This window comes from Lachnoanaerobaculum gingivalis, assembly GCF_003862475.1.
GTDB lineage: Bacteria > Bacillota > Clostridia > Lachnospirales > Lachnospiraceae > Lachnoanaerobaculum > Lachnoanaerobaculum gingivalis.
The window spans coordinates 179,812-198,395 of record NZ_RRCO01000004.1 but is presented as its reverse complement, the minus strand read 5'-3'; the positions used below and the strand labels follow the sequence as shown (position 1 = coordinate 198,395).

General features: G+C 33.0%; 26 protein-coding genes. 4 read left to right on the top strand and 22 right to left on the bottom strand.

Annotation, left to right across the window (positions count from 1 at the left end; translation table 11 throughout):
- Window positions 1-12 precede the first annotated feature (12 nt).
- The 14 genes from EHV10_RS09640 to EHV10_RS09570 form a co-directional block, all read right to left on the bottom strand.
- Window positions 13-423, bottom strand: a complete 411-nt coding sequence (locus EHV10_RS09640; protein ID WP_128674465.1) for a GNAT family N-acetyltransferase — start codon at window positions 421-423, stop codon at window positions 13-15.
- 74 nt (window positions 424-497) lie between these two features.
- Window positions 498-1,979 (bottom strand): phytoene desaturase family protein, encoded by a 1,482-nt coding sequence (locus EHV10_RS09635; RefSeq protein WP_128674464.1) that lies wholly within the window; start codon window positions 1,977-1,979, stop codon window positions 498-500.
- A gap of 328 nt (window positions 1,980-2,307) precedes the next feature.
- The gene (locus EHV10_RS09630; RefSeq protein ID WP_128674463.1) at window positions 2,308-2,697 is read right to left on the bottom strand and encodes a bleomycin resistance protein; all 390 of its coding nucleotides are present in this window, start codon (window positions 2,695-2,697) and stop codon (window positions 2,308-2,310) included.
- A gap of 28 nt (window positions 2,698-2,725) precedes the next feature.
- Window positions 2,726-3,484 (bottom strand): class I SAM-dependent methyltransferase, encoded by a 759-nt coding sequence (locus EHV10_RS09625; protein WP_128674607.1) that lies wholly within the window; start codon window positions 3,482-3,484, stop codon window positions 2,726-2,728.
- Between the two features lie 108 nt (window positions 3,485-3,592).
- On the bottom strand, window positions 3,593-4,003 hold the full coding sequence (locus EHV10_RS09620) for a GNAT family N-acetyltransferase (RefSeq protein WP_128674462.1): 411 nt from the start codon (window positions 4,001-4,003) through the stop codon (window positions 3,593-3,595).
- Between the two features lie 76 nt (window positions 4,004-4,079).
- Complete coding sequence (locus tag EHV10_RS09615) at window positions 4,080-4,469, bottom strand: bleomycin resistance protein (protein WP_128674461.1); 390 nt, start codon at window positions 4,467-4,469, stop codon at window positions 4,080-4,082.
- Window positions 4,470-4,647: 178 nt separating this feature from the next.
- A complete protein-coding gene (locus EHV10_RS09610) occupies window positions 4,648-5,613 on the bottom strand; it encodes a hypothetical protein (RefSeq protein ID WP_128674460.1) in 966 nt (321 codons plus the stop codon).
- Window positions 5,613-6,068, bottom strand: coding sequence for a DUF4869 domain-containing protein (locus EHV10_RS09605; RefSeq protein ID WP_128674459.1), 456 nt, complete (start codon window positions 6,066-6,068; stop codon window positions 5,613-5,615). The genes EHV10_RS09610 and EHV10_RS09605 overlap by 1 nt, the downstream gene beginning before the upstream one ends.
- Before the next feature lie 86 nt (window positions 6,069-6,154).
- Window positions 6,155-6,475, bottom strand: a complete 321-nt coding sequence (locus EHV10_RS09600) for a hypothetical protein (protein ID WP_128674458.1) — start codon at window positions 6,473-6,475, stop codon at window positions 6,155-6,157.
- 514 nt (window positions 6,476-6,989) lie between these two features.
- A complete protein-coding gene (locus EHV10_RS09590) occupies window positions 6,990-7,832 on the bottom strand; it encodes an AraC family transcriptional regulator (protein WP_128674457.1) in 843 nt (280 codons plus the stop codon).
- 102 nt (window positions 7,833-7,934) lie between these two features.
- A complete protein-coding gene (locus EHV10_RS09585) occupies window positions 7,935-8,174 on the bottom strand; it encodes a VOC family protein (protein ID WP_243116117.1) in 240 nt (79 codons plus the stop codon).
- Window positions 8,175-8,206: 32 nt separating this feature from the next.
- Window positions 8,207-8,845, bottom strand: coding sequence for an AAA family ATPase (locus EHV10_RS09580; protein WP_330508535.1), 639 nt, complete (start codon window positions 8,843-8,845; stop codon window positions 8,207-8,209).
- Between the two features lie 201 nt (window positions 8,846-9,046).
- The gene (gene lsa(C), locus EHV10_RS09575) at window positions 9,047-10,525 is read right to left on the bottom strand and encodes an ABC-F type ribosomal protection protein Lsa(C) (protein ID WP_128674456.1); all 1,479 of its coding nucleotides are present in this window, start codon (window positions 10,523-10,525) and stop codon (window positions 9,047-9,049) included.
- A gap of 53 nt (window positions 10,526-10,578) precedes the next feature.
- Window positions 10,579-11,025: a hypothetical protein gene (locus EHV10_RS09570; protein ID WP_128674455.1), complete on the bottom strand. Its 447-nt coding sequence runs from the start codon at window positions 11,023-11,025 to the stop codon at window positions 10,579-10,581.
- 350 nt (window positions 11,026-11,375) lie between these two features.
- On the opposite strand from EHV10_RS09570, the gene EHV10_RS09565 reads away from it, so the two are divergent.
- Together EHV10_RS09565 and EHV10_RS09560 are read left to right on the top strand one after the other, a co-directional pair.
- A complete protein-coding gene (locus EHV10_RS09565) occupies window positions 11,376-11,972 on the top strand; it encodes a TetR/AcrR family transcriptional regulator (protein WP_128674454.1) in 597 nt (198 codons plus the stop codon).
- A 62-nt stretch (window positions 11,973-12,034) separates the two neighbouring features.
- Entirely contained in the window at window positions 12,035-12,538 is a 504-nt protein-coding gene (locus tag EHV10_RS09560) for an NAD(P)H-dependent oxidoreductase (protein WP_279221824.1), read from the top strand.
- A gap of 84 nt (window positions 12,539-12,622) precedes the next feature.
- Here EHV10_RS09560 and EHV10_RS09555 read toward each other — a convergent pair whose 3' ends face one another.
- The 5 genes from EHV10_RS09555 to EHV10_RS09530 form a co-directional block, all read right to left on the bottom strand.
- The gene (locus EHV10_RS09555; RefSeq protein WP_128674453.1) at window positions 12,623-13,033 is read right to left on the bottom strand and encodes a GNAT family N-acetyltransferase; all 411 of its coding nucleotides are present in this window, start codon (window positions 13,031-13,033) and stop codon (window positions 12,623-12,625) included.
- A gap of 93 nt (window positions 13,034-13,126) precedes the next feature.
- Entirely contained in the window at window positions 13,127-13,549 is a 423-nt protein-coding gene (locus EHV10_RS09550; RefSeq protein WP_128674452.1) for an Imm12 family immunity protein, read from the bottom strand.
- A gap of 265 nt (window positions 13,550-13,814) precedes the next feature.
- A complete protein-coding gene (locus EHV10_RS09540; RefSeq protein WP_243116116.1) occupies window positions 13,815-14,378 on the bottom strand; it encodes a TetR/AcrR family transcriptional regulator in 564 nt (187 codons plus the stop codon).
- Between the two features lie 70 nt (window positions 14,379-14,448).
- Window positions 14,449-14,790 (bottom strand): dihydropteridine reductase, encoded by a 342-nt coding sequence (locus tag EHV10_RS09535; protein ID WP_128674450.1) that lies wholly within the window; start codon window positions 14,788-14,790, stop codon window positions 14,449-14,451.
- Between the two features lie 103 nt (window positions 14,791-14,893).
- Window positions 14,894-15,337: a hypothetical protein gene (locus tag EHV10_RS09530; RefSeq protein ID WP_128674449.1), complete on the bottom strand. Its 444-nt coding sequence runs from the start codon at window positions 15,335-15,337 to the stop codon at window positions 14,894-14,896.
- Window positions 15,338-15,573: 236 nt separating this feature from the next.
- On the opposite strand from EHV10_RS09530, the gene EHV10_RS09525 reads away from it, so the two are divergent.
- Entirely contained in the window at window positions 15,574-16,170 is a 597-nt protein-coding gene (locus EHV10_RS09525; protein WP_128674448.1) for a TetR/AcrR family transcriptional regulator, read from the top strand.
- Entirely contained in the window at window positions 16,167-16,733 is a 567-nt protein-coding gene (locus tag EHV10_RS09520; protein WP_128674447.1) for an NAD(P)H-dependent oxidoreductase, read from the top strand. Before EHV10_RS09525 ends, EHV10_RS09520 begins: the two co-directional genes overlap by 4 nt.
- Window positions 16,734-16,897: 164 nt before the next feature.
- Here the strand turns inward: EHV10_RS09520 and EHV10_RS09515 are convergent, their stop codons facing one another.
- From EHV10_RS09515 to EHV10_RS09510, 3 genes are read right to left on the bottom strand one after another with little or no spacing between them, the layout of a single operon-like run.
- Window positions 16,898-17,335 (bottom strand): GNAT family N-acetyltransferase, encoded by a 438-nt coding sequence (locus EHV10_RS09515; protein WP_128674446.1) that lies wholly within the window; start codon window positions 17,333-17,335, stop codon window positions 16,898-16,900.
- Between the two features lie 37 nt (window positions 17,336-17,372).
- Window positions 17,373-17,645: a hypothetical protein gene (locus tag EHV10_RS15625; protein ID WP_330508528.1), complete on the bottom strand. Its 273-nt coding sequence runs from the start codon at window positions 17,643-17,645 to the stop codon at window positions 17,373-17,375.
- Window positions 17,617-18,582: an ATP-binding cassette domain-containing protein gene (locus EHV10_RS09510; RefSeq protein ID WP_330508527.1), complete on the bottom strand. Its 966-nt coding sequence runs from the start codon at window positions 18,580-18,582 to the stop codon at window positions 17,617-17,619. Before EHV10_RS09510 ends, EHV10_RS15625 begins: the two co-directional genes overlap by 29 nt.
- Window positions 18,583-18,584: the final 2 nt, after the last annotated feature.

The following is an 18,584-nucleotide window of genomic DNA, read 5'->3' as shown; positions in this document are numbered from 1 at the left end:
CTACATTTCAAATCACAACTTTTTTGTATAATAGTACCTCTCCCCTGTATAGGGATATTTTTTCAATGCAAATACCTCTTTATAACCATGTTTTTCATAAAATTTCGGTGCTTGAAAATTAAAAGTATCAACAAATGAATACTTACAGCCTCTATTTCTTGACTCCTTTTCCGCCATTTCTAAGATCTTTGAGCCTATTCCTTGTCCACGTAAATCATCACTGACATACAGATATTCAATCTCAAGCCAATTCCCGAAAGTCTCCGCTACCATTCCCGCAACTATATTCCCCTGTTCATCTTCCAAATAAATATTAAGTGGTTCGCTTTTAGACAGTTCTCTATTGGATCTGTTGTATGCTCTGATTGAATTTGCCAGTTCTTGAGTTCTTTTCGATTCAATATTTTCTAATTTCAATTTCATATTTTATATGTCCCTTATTGTTTTTATAATTAGATTTTTTAAATTCTAATTACCGGACTTAGCAAACATGGAATTTATCTATGAGATTTCATATTATCTATAGCAAACTTTCCACTTGCTGCAGCAATAGGAAGTCCTCCACCAGTTTGAATCCATTGACTTGCAAGGTATAAATTATTTAAACCTTTAATAGTGCTCTTAACATACTTGTTTTTATATCCTTTCTGTGGATTAAAACTCATGTAACCCCCTTTATATGCATTACACCAAGTTGTAAATGTAACTGGAGAATATGTTCCAATTACGATGAGTTTCCCTTCAAGCTGTGGATACTTTTTTTCAATTCTTAATCTCAAGTCATCTGCAAGACGCTGTTTTTCTTGATTGTATAAGCTAATATTATTTTTTAGTCCAAACCAATAGGCATAATTTTCATCATTTTGTAAAATATTACATTGAATGACTCTCTTTTCCATTGGAAATAGTGTCTCATCATAATCAAAAACTCGCATTCCACAAAAATTGTGCGTTTCCCCTGCAACATCATATTCATCACAAGGGAAAATAATGCTTCCTTTAGGTAATTTCAAATCTTCCTCAGTAGATATTCCAAATGCAACCTGATAACATGTATTAGAAACATAGCCCTGTGGATTATCATACATGTACCTAAGATTTTTATCTAAATATTTTTCATCAATTAAGTCATAGAAAAGATAATGTGGGTCTGCACACCAAATATAGTTATCTGATTTGATTACCTCTCCATTATTACCCAGAATACTAACAACTTGACTATCTACAATATTTATTTTTACAATATTAATACCTAGATGCAACTTCCCACCTAGGGATTCAAATTTAGCAAGCATTCTACCAACCAATCCAACAGAACCTCCTTCTGGTATAGCTGCTGTGTTGCTTGTAAAAAAAGCATATGATGCAACAAGGGAAAGAGCGTTAAAATTGCTATTAAAGTAATTTTTAAACATTGCTCTAATGTAATGATTCTTAAAGCGATTGACAAACTCCTCAATCGACTGCTTTCCATATTCCTTAATTGCTTTACTTGCATCTTTCATGCTCATTCCTAGTTTTATAAATTGCAAAGGATTCATATGAGCAATCGAATAATCGCACGGTGGCTTTACACACTCTAAGGTTTTGGCACAGTCAAAAAACAAATTTAATTCTTTGTAATCTTCCGGAGCAAGCTCTAAAAACTCTTTTCTTGCCTTCTCTAAATCGCTCCACAAATGTAGTGTTATTCCATCCATATTCATACAATAAAAATATGGCTCACGATAGATCTTCAAACTATCAGAAATAACTCCTAGATTTTCCCACATTTTATATAGTTGTTCATCCTTATTGCATCCAACAAGAAAATGTATACAATTATCTATATGATATCCTTGCCTGTTCCACCCTGTACACTCACCTCCAGGCATTTTGTTTTTTTCATATATTTCTACTGAATATCCAGCCTGCAATGCATATATTCCAGCACTCAACCCCGAAACACCTGCTCCAATAATTACTACTTTTTTACCCATACTGTCTCAACTTCTCCTTCTTCTACAAAAAATAAAATTTCTACACTGCTTAAATTAATGATTTTCACTATTTCGCTTTTTGTCTATGTTCTATGCTTTCAGTAGACTATTTCACCCCACTCTCTGACTGTAGGAAATCTTTACAAGAGAGGTTACATCTACTACGCTACTTCGTTGCTCGTACAAGCAGTGTTACGCATTCCATATGAAACGAGTGAACACTAAGTATGTCAAGTAGTTGTGTTCGTATGTGGAAACATATCCATTAACTTTTAATGATAGCTTAAGGTTATCGTTAAAAGGTATTAGCTCGACAAAACGGAATTTATCAGTTTGTAAATCTTAATAAATATCCATTGGGATCTTGTATTAAGAACTCAATTTGTGTTTCTTCTGCCCCATTAACTTGATATTTATTTATTGTTAGTTCTCTATATATTTCAAAATTTATAGTTTTCACTAATTTATAAAGTTCTTCAACATCTTCGACTGCTATTGAAAAATTTATACCTCTTCCCAATGGATAACTTAATTCGCCCGTGTTCCACCCATCATCATGAATTTGTTCAAACATAAACTGACTATCTTGAAAAGACATGAAAATAAATTTCTCTTTCTGTCGTTCGTACTCTATTTTAAATCCTAATTCTTTGTAAAATTTTTTAGTTTGAAGAATATCAAAAACTGATAATTCAGGAATCAAATTATTAAAATCCATACCAACATCTCCTAAAATTCAAATTTATCTATTTCGATAATTTAGCTGATTTAGTTGCAATATATGTTTTAATATTCATTTCATGCAACCTACCAGAACCGTTTGTATCTTCATATATATCAAGCAGAGTAAACCCTGCCTTTAATTGTCCACCTATCTGCTCAGTTATATTGTGAGAGAACTGAATTCCTGAATTTCCTTTAATCATATATTCTTTAGCCACTTTATCTTTTAATGGATTAAAAGGCATTTTCCAAACAATTTCTTTTTCTTCGTCATCCACAATGTAGTTTATCTCATTATTTAAACCTGCAAGAAGAATTCCACCCTTTTTCAGAACTCTATATGCTTCGTTAAAAACATGTTGCACATCTTCAACATAACAGTTTGAAACAGGATGAAACACTATATCAAAAGTTTCATTTTCAAAAGGCAAAATTTTTGTCATATCACCTTCAATTGCTTTAATATTATAGCCCTCTCTTTCAGCAACTAAAAATTCGTTTTCTATTTGCTTTGAAGAATAATCAAGCACAGTACATTCTGCCCCTAAAGCATTAAATATAGGCATTTGCTGACCTCCACCTGATGCTAAACCTAAGATTTTCTTTCCTTTTAAATCTCCCAGCCACTCATGTGGAACCGGAAATGTAGGAGTAAGAAAAACTTTCCATTCTCCATTTTTTGCACTGATATATGCATCATGTGAAATTGGTTTCCCCCATTCCCAACCTTCCTCAACCCATCTGTCAATAGTTTCTTTGTTTATATCCTGATATGTTTTCATTATTTTACTTACCTCCATAACAACTAAAAATTCACTAACCTTGGTAAACCATGATTTAGCTATACTGTTTATCATAGTAAACAATCCTCTTCCAAACTGCATTTCAAATCACAACTCTTTTGTATAATAGTATCTCTCCCCTGTATAAGGATAATTTTTCAATGCAAACACCTCTTTATAACCATGTTTTTCATAAAATTTCGGTGCTTGAAAATTGAAAGTATCCACAAATGAATACTTACAGCCTCTATTTCTTGACTCATTTTCCGCCATTTCTAAGATCTTTGAGCCTATTCCTTGTCCACGTAAATCATCACTGACATACAGATATTCAATCTCAAGCCAATTCCCGAAAGTCTCCGCTACCATTCCCGCAACTAAATTCCCCTGTTCATCTTCCAAATAAATATTAAGTGGTTCGCTTTTAGACAGTTCTCTATTGGATCTGTTGTATGCTCTGATTGAATTTGCCAGTTCTTGAGTTCTTTTCGATTCAATATTTTCTAATTTCAATTTCATATTTTATATGTCCCTTATTGTTTTTATAATTAGATTTTTTAAATTCTAATTACCGGACTTAGCAAAACGGGAGTTATCAGTTTGTAAATCTTAATAAATATCCATTGGGATCTTGTATTAAGAACTCAATTTGTGTTTCTTCTGCCCCATTAACTTGATATTTATTTCTTGTTAATTCTCTATATATTTCAAAATTTAGAGTTTTCACTAATTTATAAAGTTCTTCAACATCTTCGACTGCTATTGAAAAGTTTATACCTCTTCCCAATGGATAACTTAATTCGCCCGTGTTCCACCCATCATCATGAATTTGTTCAAACATAAACTGACTATCTTGAAAAGACATGAAAACAAATCTTTCATCATTGCGTTCATATTCTATTTTAAACCCTAATCTATTATAAAATTTTTTTGTTTTATTAATATCAAAAACTGATAACTCCAGAATCATCTTATTGAAATCCATCTTCACCTCTCCCACAACTTCAAATTTACCCGGACCAGTAAACCGGAATTTCTTAATCACTTTTTTTAATAAGCATACTAAAAGATGTCTTGTTATTTACGTACTAAATTTTCAAATTAAGGATAAAAAAGTATCATAAACAATAGTAACTACAATTTATTTCTTTTCATATTACGCTTTACTTATCCAACTTAATATGTGGAATCTGCATCATTATTTTTTCCCTTATGTCCGGCTGTATGTAGTATAAAGGTAATTTTACTTTACTATATTTCTTATAAGAATCCTTTTCACTTAATTTCATCAATAAATCTGTAAAATACTGTTCCCAACTCTCATATTTTTTACTGTCAGCATAAATATAGGTCTCTGTTATTCCTGTGCTATCTCCAAATATACCGGATTTTAAAATCAGCCATTCAAAGGACTCCGGCAAAAATAATGCCAGCTTACCATAACTGAGTTCTTGTTCTTTTACAAGGCTCTCCATCTCACACCCAATAGCAGCACCATCTGCTACAATAATGATATTAAAATTCTTATATTTTTTCAAAAGTCCTTTAATTTTAGACTTTCCTCCTGCTGCTTCACATTTTATATATGTGTTTTTTATAGTTTCTAAGAAAAACTCATATCCGGACTTGCTGTCTTCTGTAATAATAATATCCGGCCTGAATGGAAATCTATTTGGATCAGGATTATCATAAAATTTATCAATATCAGTATAAACTCTCTCAAATTCTTTGTTCTTTCCGGTACCCTTAATACGATATATTTCATCCACACTATATGGCAACTGTGAAAGGTAACTTCTTGTTATTATTAGGAAGTAATTATTGCAACCCTTTACCTTGCTTGCAAATTCCTTTGAAAAAACAAACTTGCTTCCTTCATCAATCACTACAACAGAGTTACTCAACTTATCAAGTTCGTCTTCCCAATTTTTCCCTTCTAACGTTACTATATTACCACCGCTAATCTTTACTCCGCTTTCTTTTCCCAGATTGTTGTAATCTCTAATCATATCATACAATGTGGTCTTTCCTGTGCCGCTGTCTCCACGAAGAATAGTAATATTCCGATTTAGTGTGAATTTATAAGAGTTTCTTTGATTGCTTATCTTAATACTTACCCTACCAATCATTACTGCATATTCTCCTTAAGATATTTATCCGCTGCATCTAAAAACTCTCTCATATTATGCACTATTAGTTTTCTATCATTTAAAATACGGATTTCAAAATCTTCCTTTCCAAAATCCATTATATGATATAGGGCTATCGTGAAATCCTGTTCTTTACCAAGCTTCAGTATCCATTTTGAGCAATTATCTCCACAGTTGGATGCATTAAACGTCTTACCCGGTTCATTTTTCATAAGAATCAAAGCCTTTACACCACCTGACAGTTTATCCGGCGGAATTTGTCCCAAAACAGGGCTTTGAATAGTATTTGCATCCAATACTTCAGATCTGTCAATATCTTTAATAGCAGCTTTTGCAAATTCATCTGTAATCCAACCGTCTTTATATCTGTTTCTAAAATATACCGATGTATTATATATTACATTATCTCTATCACCAAACCACACTCTAAGCATAATATTCCTCCATATCTATAGTTTTTTATTCTCTCTTATTGAACCACACTAAATTCTAATTACCCTGCTTATCAAACAGAGATTTCTTAATTACTAATTTTTTTAATTAAGCTTCCCAAAAGATTTCCTATTGTTGCAATTATACCGTATATTAATACATAAACAGCTGCACTTTCATTATAAAATATAAATATGGTCGGAATAAAGAGTGCCATAATTAGCAATAAAAATATCAAGTTAAAAGAATGTCTAATTCCATAAATGATAGAAGTTACAAAACAAATAATCGGAGTTAAAATAAGTAAGAAGAATATACCGGTTCCTGTATCATTAATGAAAACAGGCAACACATAAAAAGCTAAGGTTATCACTATTAAGTAAACCGACATTTCTCTTATTTTTTTCATTTCCTTTACCTCCGTAAATTTATATACTTTATTTCTACAAACCTAAATTATCAGTTAATAGATAATTTCATAGAATTCATAGGGATTACTTCCAGCACAAAATGCTCATCACTAATTCCGGTATATGGGTGTGAATCTGCAATCTTTATGTTAAAATCTCCAACATAATATGAATTATCATTCCGAAAATTCTTTTCGTGACTTAACATAGTACAATTTGCAATAATCACAGTCACATAGCATATCTGAGGACAATGAATTGTATTACTCTTTCGTTTTAACAATATCTATCTTCATCCTTTAGTTCCCCTCCCGGAATATTTCCCAGAAACATTTCTAATATAGATTTTACTGTACTTTTTATATTCAGTCCATATTTTAGTCCCGGCCTGTAGAAAAACTTTTCCAACAAAATTACTGAATACAGAAAAAGCACATATCTGAAAGATTCTATAATCTTAAAGTTATGTGCTTTGTTTTTACACTATTCGATGGTTTAGACATACCGTTTTTTTTAAGCTTTAGTTATAGGAATCCAAAGTTCCATTTTATAGTCTTTACTATCCATATCACCTTCGTAATAATATTCAAAGTCAGGTTTTCCTGAATGAACATATTCATGCTCAGGGAAGAATACTTCCATCGCATATTTCCACCCGTTATGAATGCAATCCGGAACACTTCCTATTAACTCTACAACGGCATACTCTGCTTCTTCCACTTCCAAAACATCTAAACCCATGCTTATGGCTTTGTCTACATCATTAACAATATAGCCTGCCATGTAGTTTATTTTGCTTGGATTTTCTATATCATGACAAACGCCCATACTTTGACCGCTTCCCAAACTTGCAAGTTCATCGTAGCTATATTTTTTATATAGCTTATTCCATACACTTGGACATAATGATGAATTGATGCTTTGTTCATTTACACCTGCAACTGCAAATGCTTTTTTCTTTTGAATTGTAATATTCATACTTCTTCCTCCTCTTACACTGAGTGTTAATTGCACTCGTGATACTAATTTGAACGGTTTCCCATTTCTTACCTCAGAGGGAGTAAATCCATGAAAATTCTTAAATGCTGTTCCAAATGAATCTGATGACTCGTATCCGAATTTGAAAGCAACATCAATAATCTTATCATCCGTATCTCTTAATATAACGGCTGCTTCTGTCAATCTTCTGCTTCTTAAATATTCTGAGAGTGTTGTTTCAGTCAGAATGGAAAACAAGCGACTGAACATTGAATACGAATATCCGGATAACTGAGTTACTTTCTTTTCGTAAATTTCATCATCAAGAACTGTTTCAAGATAATCAATCGTATTGTTAAACGACTTGATAATATTCACTTTGATTCCCCCTTTCTTTCGGTTTATTTTAGTATAGAGGAAGATTTCTTTTCATACCCTACAATATACATACAAGTTTTATAGGCTTCATCTCATAGAAAATTATAACTTTCTAAGTTCAACAAATTGAATCAGTTCGATTGGTGGGGCTTCAACTGACCTAGAGCCGTTCAGATAAGCAACTCTCGCTTTACAATTCTTTCTTTGAAACAGCTTGTCTGTCTCCTCACCGGTCATCATGATTTCTCCTTGGAATTCAAGTCCAAGAATGTCATTGTAAAATGCTATTGAGCGATCTAAATCAGAAACAGTTAATCCAACATGATATATTCTTCCTACCATTTTATATATTCCTCCTCAAATATAAATCAAATTTAGTCTAACAAATTTTTTATCATCTGTTCTGGAGAATCCATAAATCTCTTTGTTATTAAAAAATATTCTGTTTCCTTGTAGTCAACTGATTTTATTTCTTCTTGAGTTATTTCAATAACTTCTGCATCCGGAAATGTCATAAGTATAGGTGAGTGTGTAGAAATTATAAATTGAGAATTATTATCTACTAATTTTTTTATATAACATATCAATTCCATAAGTCTCATTGGTGATAATGCAGCCTCAGGTTCATCTAATATATATAATCCGTTTCCAGAAAATCTATTTTCTACCAATGCCATAAAACTTTCTCCATGTGATTGTTCATGCAAAGAAACTCCACCATAGCTTAATATAATTGGTAAACCACCCGAACCGTTATCCAAGTCATCAATATTTGATGCTACATTATAGAAACTTTCCGCTCGTAAGAAAAAACCATCTTTATGTTTTCTCCACCCTCGACTCACTGTAATATATTCATGAAGATTTGAATGTGATTCTTTAGTGGAAAAACTGAAATTTACACTTCCACCTTCTGCATTAAACCCCATTGCCACTGCTAATCCTTCTATCAGTGTAGATTTTCCAACTCCGTTCTCTCCAACAAAAATTGTGACAGGTTTAGTTAATTCCAGTCCACCTATTTTTTTAGATTTGATATTACCGGTAATCTCTTTAGATAATTGCCACTTGGAATTTTTTTGGATAAAAATATCTTGTTCACATATAAACCTCTATTTAGCCATTTATTATCCACTTCTACCCTACCTCCGTATTTTCCCAAAAATAAAACTTTCTGATTACACTTAGCTATAACTTAAAAATTGTTATTTAGTTTATAATCGTATTATTTTATTCGCTATATCTTCTACAAACCTCTTATCATGTTCCACAAATACAAGTGTAGGATTTGCTCTTTTTATAATTTCCTCAATCTGTATTCTTGATATTACATCTATATAATTCAGCGGTTCGTCCCAAACAAATATATGAGCCAGCTTTGATAAGCTTACAGCAATTAAAACTTTCTTTTTTTGTCCATCGCTATAGTTCTTCATATCCATTTCAAATAGTTCCCTTGCAAAATCTAATTTTCTAAGAATTGTTTTACACAATATTTCATCAACACCTTGGCTTTTAATATACTCATTTAGACTACCCGTTAAATTTGATGTATCCTGAGGAATATATGATATTTTTAAATCACTTGCTAATTTTACATCACCTGAATACTCGTGATGTAACCCTAATAAAATTTTAATCAAGGTCGATTTTCCGCTACCATTACCCCCATATATAGCCACTATATCACCTTGCTTTATATCAAAACTTATATTACTTAATATCTGTCTTTCTCCATAATATAATGATAAATCGCAAACTGATATTAGAGGGTTTTTGTGATGATCTAAAGTATTCAATAATAGACTTTCCCTTGTTTCAATATCTTTTAGTAAATTCTGTTTTTCTTCTATTGCCTTATTTTGTCTATTCTCCAAATTCTTAGATTTTTTCATCATCTTAGCAGACTGATGACCTATATGTCCCTTGTCCGGTTTTACACCTGATACTTTCACACCGTTTTTAGTATTTTCAATTTTATCGGACCAAATTTGGCTTTGTCTTGCAGCTTCTTTTAATCGTTTAATATCTTTTCTTAATTTCTCATTTTGACTAATCTCAAATTGGTCTTTCATCAATTTATTTTCATACCACGATGTAAAATTTCCTGATTGGACATCAATAGAATTCCTGTTAATGGAAATAACATGATTGATACAACCATCTAAAAAATCTCTATCATGAGATACAAGCAAAAAACCTTGTTTATTTTTCAGATACTCACTGACAATTTTTCTTCCGTCCATATCTAAATGGTTTGTCGGTTCATCTATAAGTAAAAAACCATCTTCTCCTGTAAACAAAATAGCTAAAAGGATTTTTGTTTGTTCTCCTTTAGAAAGCGTTTCAAACTTTCTGTAAACAAGACTCTCATCTACATTTAGCAAATTAAGTTCTCTAAATAATTTCCATTCTTCCTCATCTGATATTAGTTCTTTATATAACTCAATCCCTAATTTTGAAGTATCACTTAAATTGGGTGGAAATTTAATAAAGTCAACACTTTTGCTGATTTTCCCACTATAAACTTCTTGGTTTAGAAGTAGCTTAAATAGTGTTGATTTTCCAATTCCGTTTCTTCCTATTAACCCTGTTTTCCAGTTTGTATCAAATGAAAATGATACATTTTCAAATACAGGTTTTTCATAGCCATAATATGAGAAACTAAGATTTTCAATTTTAATTGTTGACACAAAAATACCCCCCTCAAATTCAAATTTACCCAGACTAGCAAACTGAAGTTTGTCTACTCCTCTGCAATTCTCCACCTTAAAAAATTTGCTACGATATATGTATCTGCCGGCTCATGAATGGAATTATCTATTTTCTCAACATGAAAGAAATCCGTGTCCGACCATATTATTACTCTATGAGGATTTCCAGGTAGTAAATTATCGTGAAAAGCCAAATTTGCACTCAAAATATCACATGAATAATTATCTTGCCAGCCAACCAAATGCATCTGACGCAAACCTACAAACTGAACTTCTATTGTTTTCGGTCTCCATTGGCGTTGAAATTTCACAGATAATATCCTTTCTTCTGCACCACCAAAATGCATTGCCATATTATCATCAACGAAAACCCCACTCTGAAAGTTAAGTGACACAATACAAGCATCATGAAAGTCACCATAAACAGACATTAACAAATCAATATCTTCTTGCGTTTTAATATCGTGCCAAGAATTCATAATTTTGCCTCCACAACTTCTTATTGTTTATCAATCCTTAAAACTCTCTTCTGTGCTCTCATTATCTTTAGCTTAGGCAGAAGTATTATCTTCAGTAATTGTACTTCATGCTTCCCCAATTATGATAATGTTTTTCTTATATATTACATTATCTCTATCACCAAACCACACTCTAAGCATAATATTCCTCCATATTTATAGTTTTTATTCTCTCTTATATTGAATATATTATATCATAATTACTTTTAATTCTATAAAATCTGTTCCTAAATACATATTTCCTCTTGACAATAAAAGTAGACAACGTATACTTTTATTGTAGACAGTGTATACTTTTAGAAAGGAAATATATGAAAAGAGATACTGAAAAATTAAAGGAAAACCTTATTTTAACAGGGGTAGAGGAGATAAAGAAAAACGGCATTGACAGTATATCGCTTAGAACTGTAGCAAAGTCCTGTGGCGTTACCCATGGAACACCTTACCGACATTTTGAGAACAAGGAAAATTATTTAAATACAGTATTAAAGCATATATCCACACTTCTTGGCGATGAGCTTATTAAGGATGTGGATGCAAGCCGACATGCAGTAGACCAGCTTATTCAAATGGGTGATAATCTTATAAATTTTTCCAAAAAGTATCCGAATTTCTTTGAGGCATTATTTATCAAATTTCCGTTTAAGTATATGAAATTTACTGATAAAACAATTTCAGACACCTCTGATTTTCCGGGGTTTTCCAAATTTAAAGAAGTGGTTATTTTACTTAGAAAAGAGGAAAACTTTACAAATAGTGAAACCGAGTCACTGCTTCACTTTTGGAGTTTTATTTCAGGACTGGCAATTATAGCGGGAAGCCTAATTGGAAACGAACTTGATAATGAAACTATTAAAAGTACCATAAAAAGTATGCTTGAAATATATATTAAAGGAGAAAGACAATGAATATTTTAATTATTTTTGCACATCCGAATTGTAAGAGTTTTAATCATGCGATACTAAAGTAGGTGGAAAGTTCTATTCCATCTGTACATAAGATTAAAACAATTGACTTATATAAAGAAAATTTTGATCCTGTATTGAGATTTGACGAAGAAAATAAAAGGCGTGATCTGTCAAAAAATCTTGAGACTTCAAAGTATCGTGATATGATCAAAGAAGCTGATAAGCTTATCTTTATCTTTCCTGTGTGGTGGTCAGGTATGCCTGCTGTTTTAAAGGGATTTATCGACAGAGTATTTGTATCAGGTTTTGCTTATTCTTATAAGAAAATAGGACTTGAAGGACATTTAAAGGGTAAGTCGGCGTGGATTATCACTACTATGAATGCTCCTTCTGTTATACTGCCTTTCTTTAATGATTACGGTAAGGTTTTAAAAAATCAGATTTTAAAGCAATGTGGTATTACACCTGTTAAATTGACCACACTTGCTCAGGTAGAGTCTGCTACTCACGAAAAGAGAAAACTCTATTTACAAAAAATATCTTCAATAGCCAAAAATATCTCTTAGATCCAATTTTTAAAAGGGTGAGCCAAAACTTGACTCACCTAAATCTTTCATGCGTTAAGATTCCATTCGTACCTCCACTTCAAATCACAACTCTTTTGTATAATAGTATCTCTCCCCTGTATAAGGATATTCTTTCAATGCAAAAACCTCTTTATAACCATGTTTTTCATAAAATTTCGGTGCTTGAAAATTAAAAGTATCTACAAATGAATACTTACATCCTCTATTTCTTGACTCATTTTCCGCCATTTCTAAGATCTTTGAGCCTATTCCTTGTCCACGTAAATCATCACAGACATACAGATATTCAATCTCAAGCCAATTCCCGAAAGTCTCCGCTACCATTCCTGCAACCAAATTACCCTCTTCATTTTCCAAATAAATATTAAGAGGTTCACTTTTAGACGGTTCTCTATTAGCTCTGTTATAAGCTCTGATTAGATTTGCCAATTCATGTGTTCTTTCCGATTCTGTATTTTCCAATTTAAATTCCATACTTTATGTTATTTCCTCTACCTGTTCCTTTGTTCAAGGTCGCATTTTGTGACCTTGAAAGTTTATATGATTTTGAGGTCACAAATTTTCACCTCAAAAATTCCCAAACATCCTTCTAATCCCATCTTCATAACACCTACTATCAAAATCCGGTTTATACTTTGTAGTTTTCTTCTTAATGATATCCGAAAGCTCCAAAAGATAGTCCTTATACATTTTAAGAAACTTACTTACACTTTCTGTCTTTTTTGAGTTCCACTCATTAGAGCTGAAATGAACATATACCATAAACTTCTTAGCTTTAGAATAATATCTTGCCTGATAAATTCCCGACTTAGGATAATACTTTGATATATTTCCGCTAAGACAAACACAAATATCCGCCTTCTGTAATGTCTCTGTCTCAACGCTTTCAAAAATATTTTTCATTTCTTTTCTTACCGTCCTTGCAGCAGATAATATATTATCCAATATATCATCCGTTCCGCCAACAATAATATTCATATTGACTTTCATATTTTCCTCGAATCAGCTGTGAAGTTGAACCCCCCCGACGCTTGACATAATACCCAAAAAGCCAACGCAACCACAGGCTGAATTGACTTTTCTATCAACAATTACCGGCATCCAAAAACGCCTTAGCTATCACTATATCCTCAGGTGTGGTTACTTTTATATTTTTATAATCACCCTCTTTTAATCCCATATTTTATATGTCCCTTATTGTTTTTATAACTCGATTTTTAAATTCTAATTACCGGACTTGGCAAACCGGGAGTTATCAAACAGCGTTCATTGTTTCGCTTTGTGGCATTTTTACACACTTCTGGATCACACCTGTAACATACGTAATGGAATCGGCGCAGTCGTTCTTGAGCCATTCTGAGATAATTGCCATCAATCCCCGAATACAAAAGGCCATAATATAAGGTCGATCATGCGGTAGTACACCGTAGCGGTCGAGTATCGGCGTAAACACATGACGGAACATCCTATCATAGCTTTTATCCATGCCCAACACCGCTGCATTTTCTGTTGCTGTGCGGAACAGTCGTTTGTTGTTCTTAATGTAGCTGAGGTAAGGTGTTAAATAATCCGGCGTGATTAGATATAATTCATCCCTCGGGCAATTCAGCAGCTTTGCAAAAAAGGCATCTGAATCTTTCTCCATGCAAGCAAGAAATTGATCGTTCATACGACTGACACTCTCCGAGAGTAGGTCTGATATCGTTTCATAGTGCAGATAGAAGGTGGAACGATTGACCCCTGCTACTTCACAGATTTCTTTGACTGTAATATACTCAAAATTCTTTTTTGCCAGAAGTGTCAGAAAGGCTTCGTCCATTCTGGCTGCAGTAGCAAAATATTTGCTTTCTGATCTATTCAGTCGTTCTTACCACCTTTCGTATTTTTGTTTACTTCTCGCTGATTTCTTTTGCCAGTTCCATGATTTCAAAAGCATATTTCTGCTTTCCCTGAGCCAGCATTTTTTTGTAGATGGGGTAATTAACGCCCATACCCAACAGCCCAATCACGCCGAGGACAAACATAGTAGTGCTACCGCTGCCGACGACCTTCATGGAAAGGAATATCCCAACACCGGCTACCGTCGCAGTGATAATACCGAAGGTGTATGTAAAAACGGTTGCGGGAAGCTTGGCTTTTGCATCCAGCTTGCGAAGAGCGACCACCTTAGAGGTATCCTTGGGTGCATATTCGTTTGCGAGTTGTTCTGCATAGATTTTATCTGTATTCATGGCTTGTTGCCTCCTTCATTTGATGGTTCTATGATACCGGCAAAGAACGAGCAACGGAACAACACTGACGGTAGTTTGTGTTGAGTTCAATAATTGTGCAAATTCAAATTTGTCTTTCTGACATATATTTTTGTATTTCGTCAAAAGTTAATTTTCTAATCTGCGTATTTGGATACTCTTTATATTCTTCCACGCGGAAAACAGGAAACATCGTTTCACAAGTTTTATCTTTATTATTTCTTAGATATACTCGCAATTTTTCACCATCCGCAAAGATTTTGTATAATAATCTGCCATTCTTGTTCTTAATCTCATAGATTCCACAAGATTTTTTCATTGTATAATCAGCAGTTCTCAAATATAACTTAGCAATTTCTAGTGACTTAAAAGGAAAATTCCAGCGTTGCAATCCTCTCTTTGGATCTTTAGAAATACAAATACAACGACCACAAGAACCACAAATATATTGTGTATGATTTTTTAAACAATCAAATGGCTCTAAAAGTGGTGTTATTCTATTATTATCAGCATAACATTCCTTGCACATTTCAATATCACTCTCCTTCTGTAAATTTGTTTTTCAAGTGGTCCATTATAAATTCAAACAATTGGCTTATATATTTTAGCATATTTCAAATTATTAACATAGCATATATTATAAATAATGAAAAAGCCAACGTGCCCCAAAGTTTACATAGAATTTATTATATTTCCCCCTTGACAATAAAAGTAGACGGTGTATACTAATATTGTAGACGGTGTATACTTTCGGGAAAGGCGAATATGAAAAGAAATACAGAAAAATTAAAAGAAGATCTTATTTTAACCGGGGTGGAAGAAATAAAGCAATCCGGAATTGATAATTTATCACTTAGAACCGTAGCCAAATCCTGCGGTGTGACTCATGGTACTCCTTATCGCCATTTTGAGAGCAAGGAAAATTATTTGAATGTTGTATTAAAGCATATTTCAACCTTACTTGATAATGAGCTTGTTAAGGATATGGATATAGAGCAAAGTGCAGGAGAACAGCTGGTTCAAATGGGACTTAATCTGATAAATTTTTCAAAGAAATATCCTTATTTCTTTGAGGCATTATTCATCAAATTCCCGTTTAAATATATGAAATTCACAGAAAATACCATTTCAGACACCTCTGATTTCCCGGGATTTTCAAAGTTTAAGCATATTGTGCTGATGCTTCGAAAAGAGGAAAACTTTACAAATAGCGAAGCCGAGTCTCTGCTTCACTTTTGGAGTTTTATCTCCGGTCTTGCTATAATCTCAGGAAGCCCTATGAGGAATGAACTCGATAATGAAACCATACAAAGTACTATCAAGCATATGCTTGATATCTATATTAAAGGAGAAAGAAAATGAATATTTTGATTATTTACGCACATCCAAATTGTAAAAGTTTTAATAATGCAATATTAAAGCAGGTGGAAAGTTCTATTTCGTCTACACATAAGATTAAAACCATAGACTTATATAAAGAAAATTTTGATCCCGTGCTGAAATTTGATGAAGAAAATAAAAGGCGTGATCTTGCAAAAAGTCCGGAGACTTTAAAATATCGTGATATGATCAAAGAAGCCGATAAGCTTATCTTTATCTTCCCTATATGGTGGAGTGGTATGCCTGCTATTTTAAAGGGCTTTATCGACAGAGTGTTTGTATCCGGTTTTGCTTATTCTTATAAGAAAATAGGACTTGAAGGGCATTTAAAGGGCAAATCAGCATGGATTATCACCACTATGAATGCACCTGCCTTTGCACTGCCTTTCTGTAATGATTACGGTAATGTACTAAAAAATCAGATTTTAAAGCTCTGCGGTATTACACCGGTCAAATTAACCACTTTAGCTCAGGTGGAATCCTCATCACAGGAAAAAATGAAACTCTATTTGGAAAAAATATCCGGTATGGCTTCCCGTATCTAAAATCAAAGACTGTGAAAAATAATGTAAATAAAATCTTCTGTGATAATAAAGGATTAAATTTATCAGTCAGGGTTTTCACTGTCTTTATAGATCTAACCGTTAAAAAGGGTATGTCACGATTAAAAGTCCTAATTTAGCAACATACCCTTTAATTTTTATAAACATTATTTAATCCACTGTATAAATGCTGTCTTATCGGCACAATTATAGCCTGCATTTTTATAAAAGTTTAATGTGGATTCATCTTTTGAGCCTGTTAAAAGCATCATCTTATAGCAATTCTCTTTTTTAGCTATCTCTCCGGCAAAATTTAAACATTCACTTGCATAGCCCCTGCCGCGATAATCGGTATGAGTAACCACATTTTCTATAAATGCATAGGCTCTTGCATTTCTTGTTAAATTGGGAATTATAACACAGACACAGGAGGATACTATTTTTTTGTCTATTTCATTAACAATAATGTGATGATTCTCATCTTTTATAATGCTAATCCATACCTCCTCAAGATGCTTTGACATCCGTGGCAGACTGCTTTCATGTAAATGCAAATACAGTTGAAGTAAATCATTTAATTCATTTTCTTTTATCTCTCTTACCATTTGGTCTCCCGTATATCTAAGATTTTTGCTATAAGCCTTATATTTCAAAAAATTTACTTACTTTTTCCGTGTTCTCTTTTGTCCATGCACCTGACCATAAAAACTTTCCATTCTCCAAAAAAATCAAATAATCACAGCATTCCTTTAAAAACTCCGGATCATGAGTTATGATAAAGCTTGTTCTTCCCTTAGCTTTTAAATGCTTTATGATTTCAGAAACTTCCAACATATGCTCATAGTCAAGACCACTTGTCGGCTCATCAAAAATCAATATTTCCTTATCACTTGATATTGCACTGCCTATTGCCACTCTCTATTTTTGACCTCCCGAAAGAGAGAGTGGATTTACCTGCACCATTATACCCTAAAACTCCTACAATTGCACCATATGGAACTGTTATATCAGGAATATCGATAAATTTTCTTTTCCCATAAGAAAATGAAATATTATTAAAACTGAAGTTATTTTTATTACTGTTTTCATCATTCCTTTCCTCAAATTTGACCGGACAAACGGAACGAAGCCCCATTTGATGCAATTGTGTTTCTTCAATTTTTTTAAATTCATCAATAGATAAGTCATTTACAATCCTTCCGTACTTCATATAAATGACTCTGTCCGCAAGCTCCATCAGATAATACAGCCTATGCTCAGCAATAATGACAGTCTTACCTTGCTTTTTCCAATTTCTTATTACCTCCTTCAAATCGGAAATAGTACGAAGATCCAAATTTGAAGAGGGCTCATCAAGGATAAAAATTTCCGGTAACATTGCTGCAACAGATGCACATGCAATCTTTTGCTTTTCGCCTCCTGACAAAGCGAAAATATCTCTGTCAAGAAGATACTCCATATTTAAATCCTTGGTTATACGGCCTATTCTTTTATATATTTCTTCTCTTGAAACACCTGTATTCTCGCATCCGAAAGCAATCTCACCTGTGGAATCAACACTAAAAAACTGAGAACGAGGATTTTGAAAAACGGAGCCTATTTTTTGTGACAATTCGTATAATGTCAATTCAGATGAATCTATGCCGTCAATAAGTATCTTTCCTTTCAACTCTCCCGGATAATATGCAGGTGAAAGCCCGTTAATCAGTCTTGTAATTGTAGTCTTACCACAGCCTGAAGCACCGCAAAGAATCACAACCTGCCCCGACAAAATCTCCAGATTTATATCATAAACACCGGCACTATGCTCTACAGTATTATAAGAAAAAGACACATTTTCAAGTACAACCATAC

Coding starts and splice junctions, on each gene's coding strand:
- EHV10_RS09565 (WP_128674454.1), top strand. CDS start 11,376: ATGAAAAGAGATACTGAAAAATTAAAGGAAAACCTTATTTTAACAGGG.
- EHV10_RS09600 (WP_128674458.1), bottom strand. CDS start 6,475: ATGAAAAAAATAAGAGAAATGTCGGTTTACTTAATAGTGATAACCTTA.
- EHV10_RS09620 (WP_128674462.1), bottom strand. CDS start 4,003: ATGAAATTGAAATTAGAAAATATTGAATCGAAAAGAACTCAAGAACTG.
- EHV10_RS09630 (WP_128674463.1), bottom strand. CDS start 2,697: ATGGATTTTAATAATTTGATTCCTGAATTATCAGTTTTTGATATTCTT.
- EHV10_RS09555 (WP_128674453.1), bottom strand. CDS start 13,033: ATGGAATTTAAATTGGAAAATACAGAATCGGAAAGAACACATGAATTG.
- EHV10_RS09585 (WP_243116117.1), bottom strand. CDS start 8,174: ATGGTAGGAAGAATATATCATGTTGGATTAACTGTTTCTGATTTAGAT.
- EHV10_RS09605 (WP_128674459.1), bottom strand. CDS start 6,068: ATGCTTAGAGTGTGGTTTGGTGATAGAGATAATGTAATATATAATACA.
- EHV10_RS09625 (WP_128674607.1), bottom strand. CDS start 3,484: ATGAAAACATATCAGGATATAAACAAAGAAACTATTGACAGATGGGTT.
- EHV10_RS09525 (WP_128674448.1), top strand. CDS start 15,574: ATGAAAAGAAATACAGAAAAATTAAAAGAAGATCTTATTTTAACCGGG.
- EHV10_RS09510 (WP_330508527.1), bottom strand. CDS start 18,582: ATGGTTGTACTTGAAAATGTGTCTTTTTCTTATAATACTGTAGAGCAT.
- EHV10_RS09550 (WP_128674452.1), bottom strand. CDS start 13,549: ATGAAAGTCAATATGAATATTATTGTTGGCGGAACGGATGATATATTG.
- EHV10_RS09570 (WP_128674455.1), bottom strand. CDS start 11,025: ATGAATTCTTGGCACGATATTAAAACGCAAGAAGATATTGATTTGTTA.
- EHV10_RS09635 (WP_128674464.1), bottom strand. CDS start 1,979: ATGGGTAAAAAAGTAGTAATTATTGGAGCAGGTGTTTCGGGGTTGAGT.
- EHV10_RS09535 (WP_128674450.1), bottom strand. CDS start 14,790: ATGAATACAGATAAAATCTATGCAGAACAACTCGCAAACGAATATGCA.
- EHV10_RS09640 (WP_128674465.1), bottom strand. CDS start 423: ATGAAATTGAAATTAGAAAATATTGAATCGAAAAGAACTCAAGAACTG.
- EHV10_RS09540 (WP_243116116.1), bottom strand. CDS start 14,378: ATGGACGAAGCCTTTCTGACACTTCTGGCAAAAAAGAATTTTGAGTAT.
- EHV10_RS09615 (WP_128674461.1), bottom strand. CDS start 4,469: ATGGATTTCAATAAGATGATTCTGGAGTTATCAGTTTTTGATATTAAT.
- EHV10_RS09520 (WP_128674447.1), top strand. CDS start 16,167: ATGAATATTTTGATTATTTACGCACATCCAAATTGTAAAAGTTTTAAT.
- EHV10_RS09530 (WP_128674449.1), bottom strand. CDS start 15,337: ATGTGCAAGGAATGTTATGCTGATAATAATAGAATAACACCACTTTTA.
- EHV10_RS09610 (WP_128674460.1), bottom strand. CDS start 5,613: ATGATTGGTAGGGTAAGTATTAAGATAAGCAATCAAAGAAACTCTTAT.
- EHV10_RS09515 (WP_128674446.1), bottom strand. CDS start 17,335: ATGGTAAGAGAGATAAAAGAAAATGAATTAAATGATTTACTTCAACTG.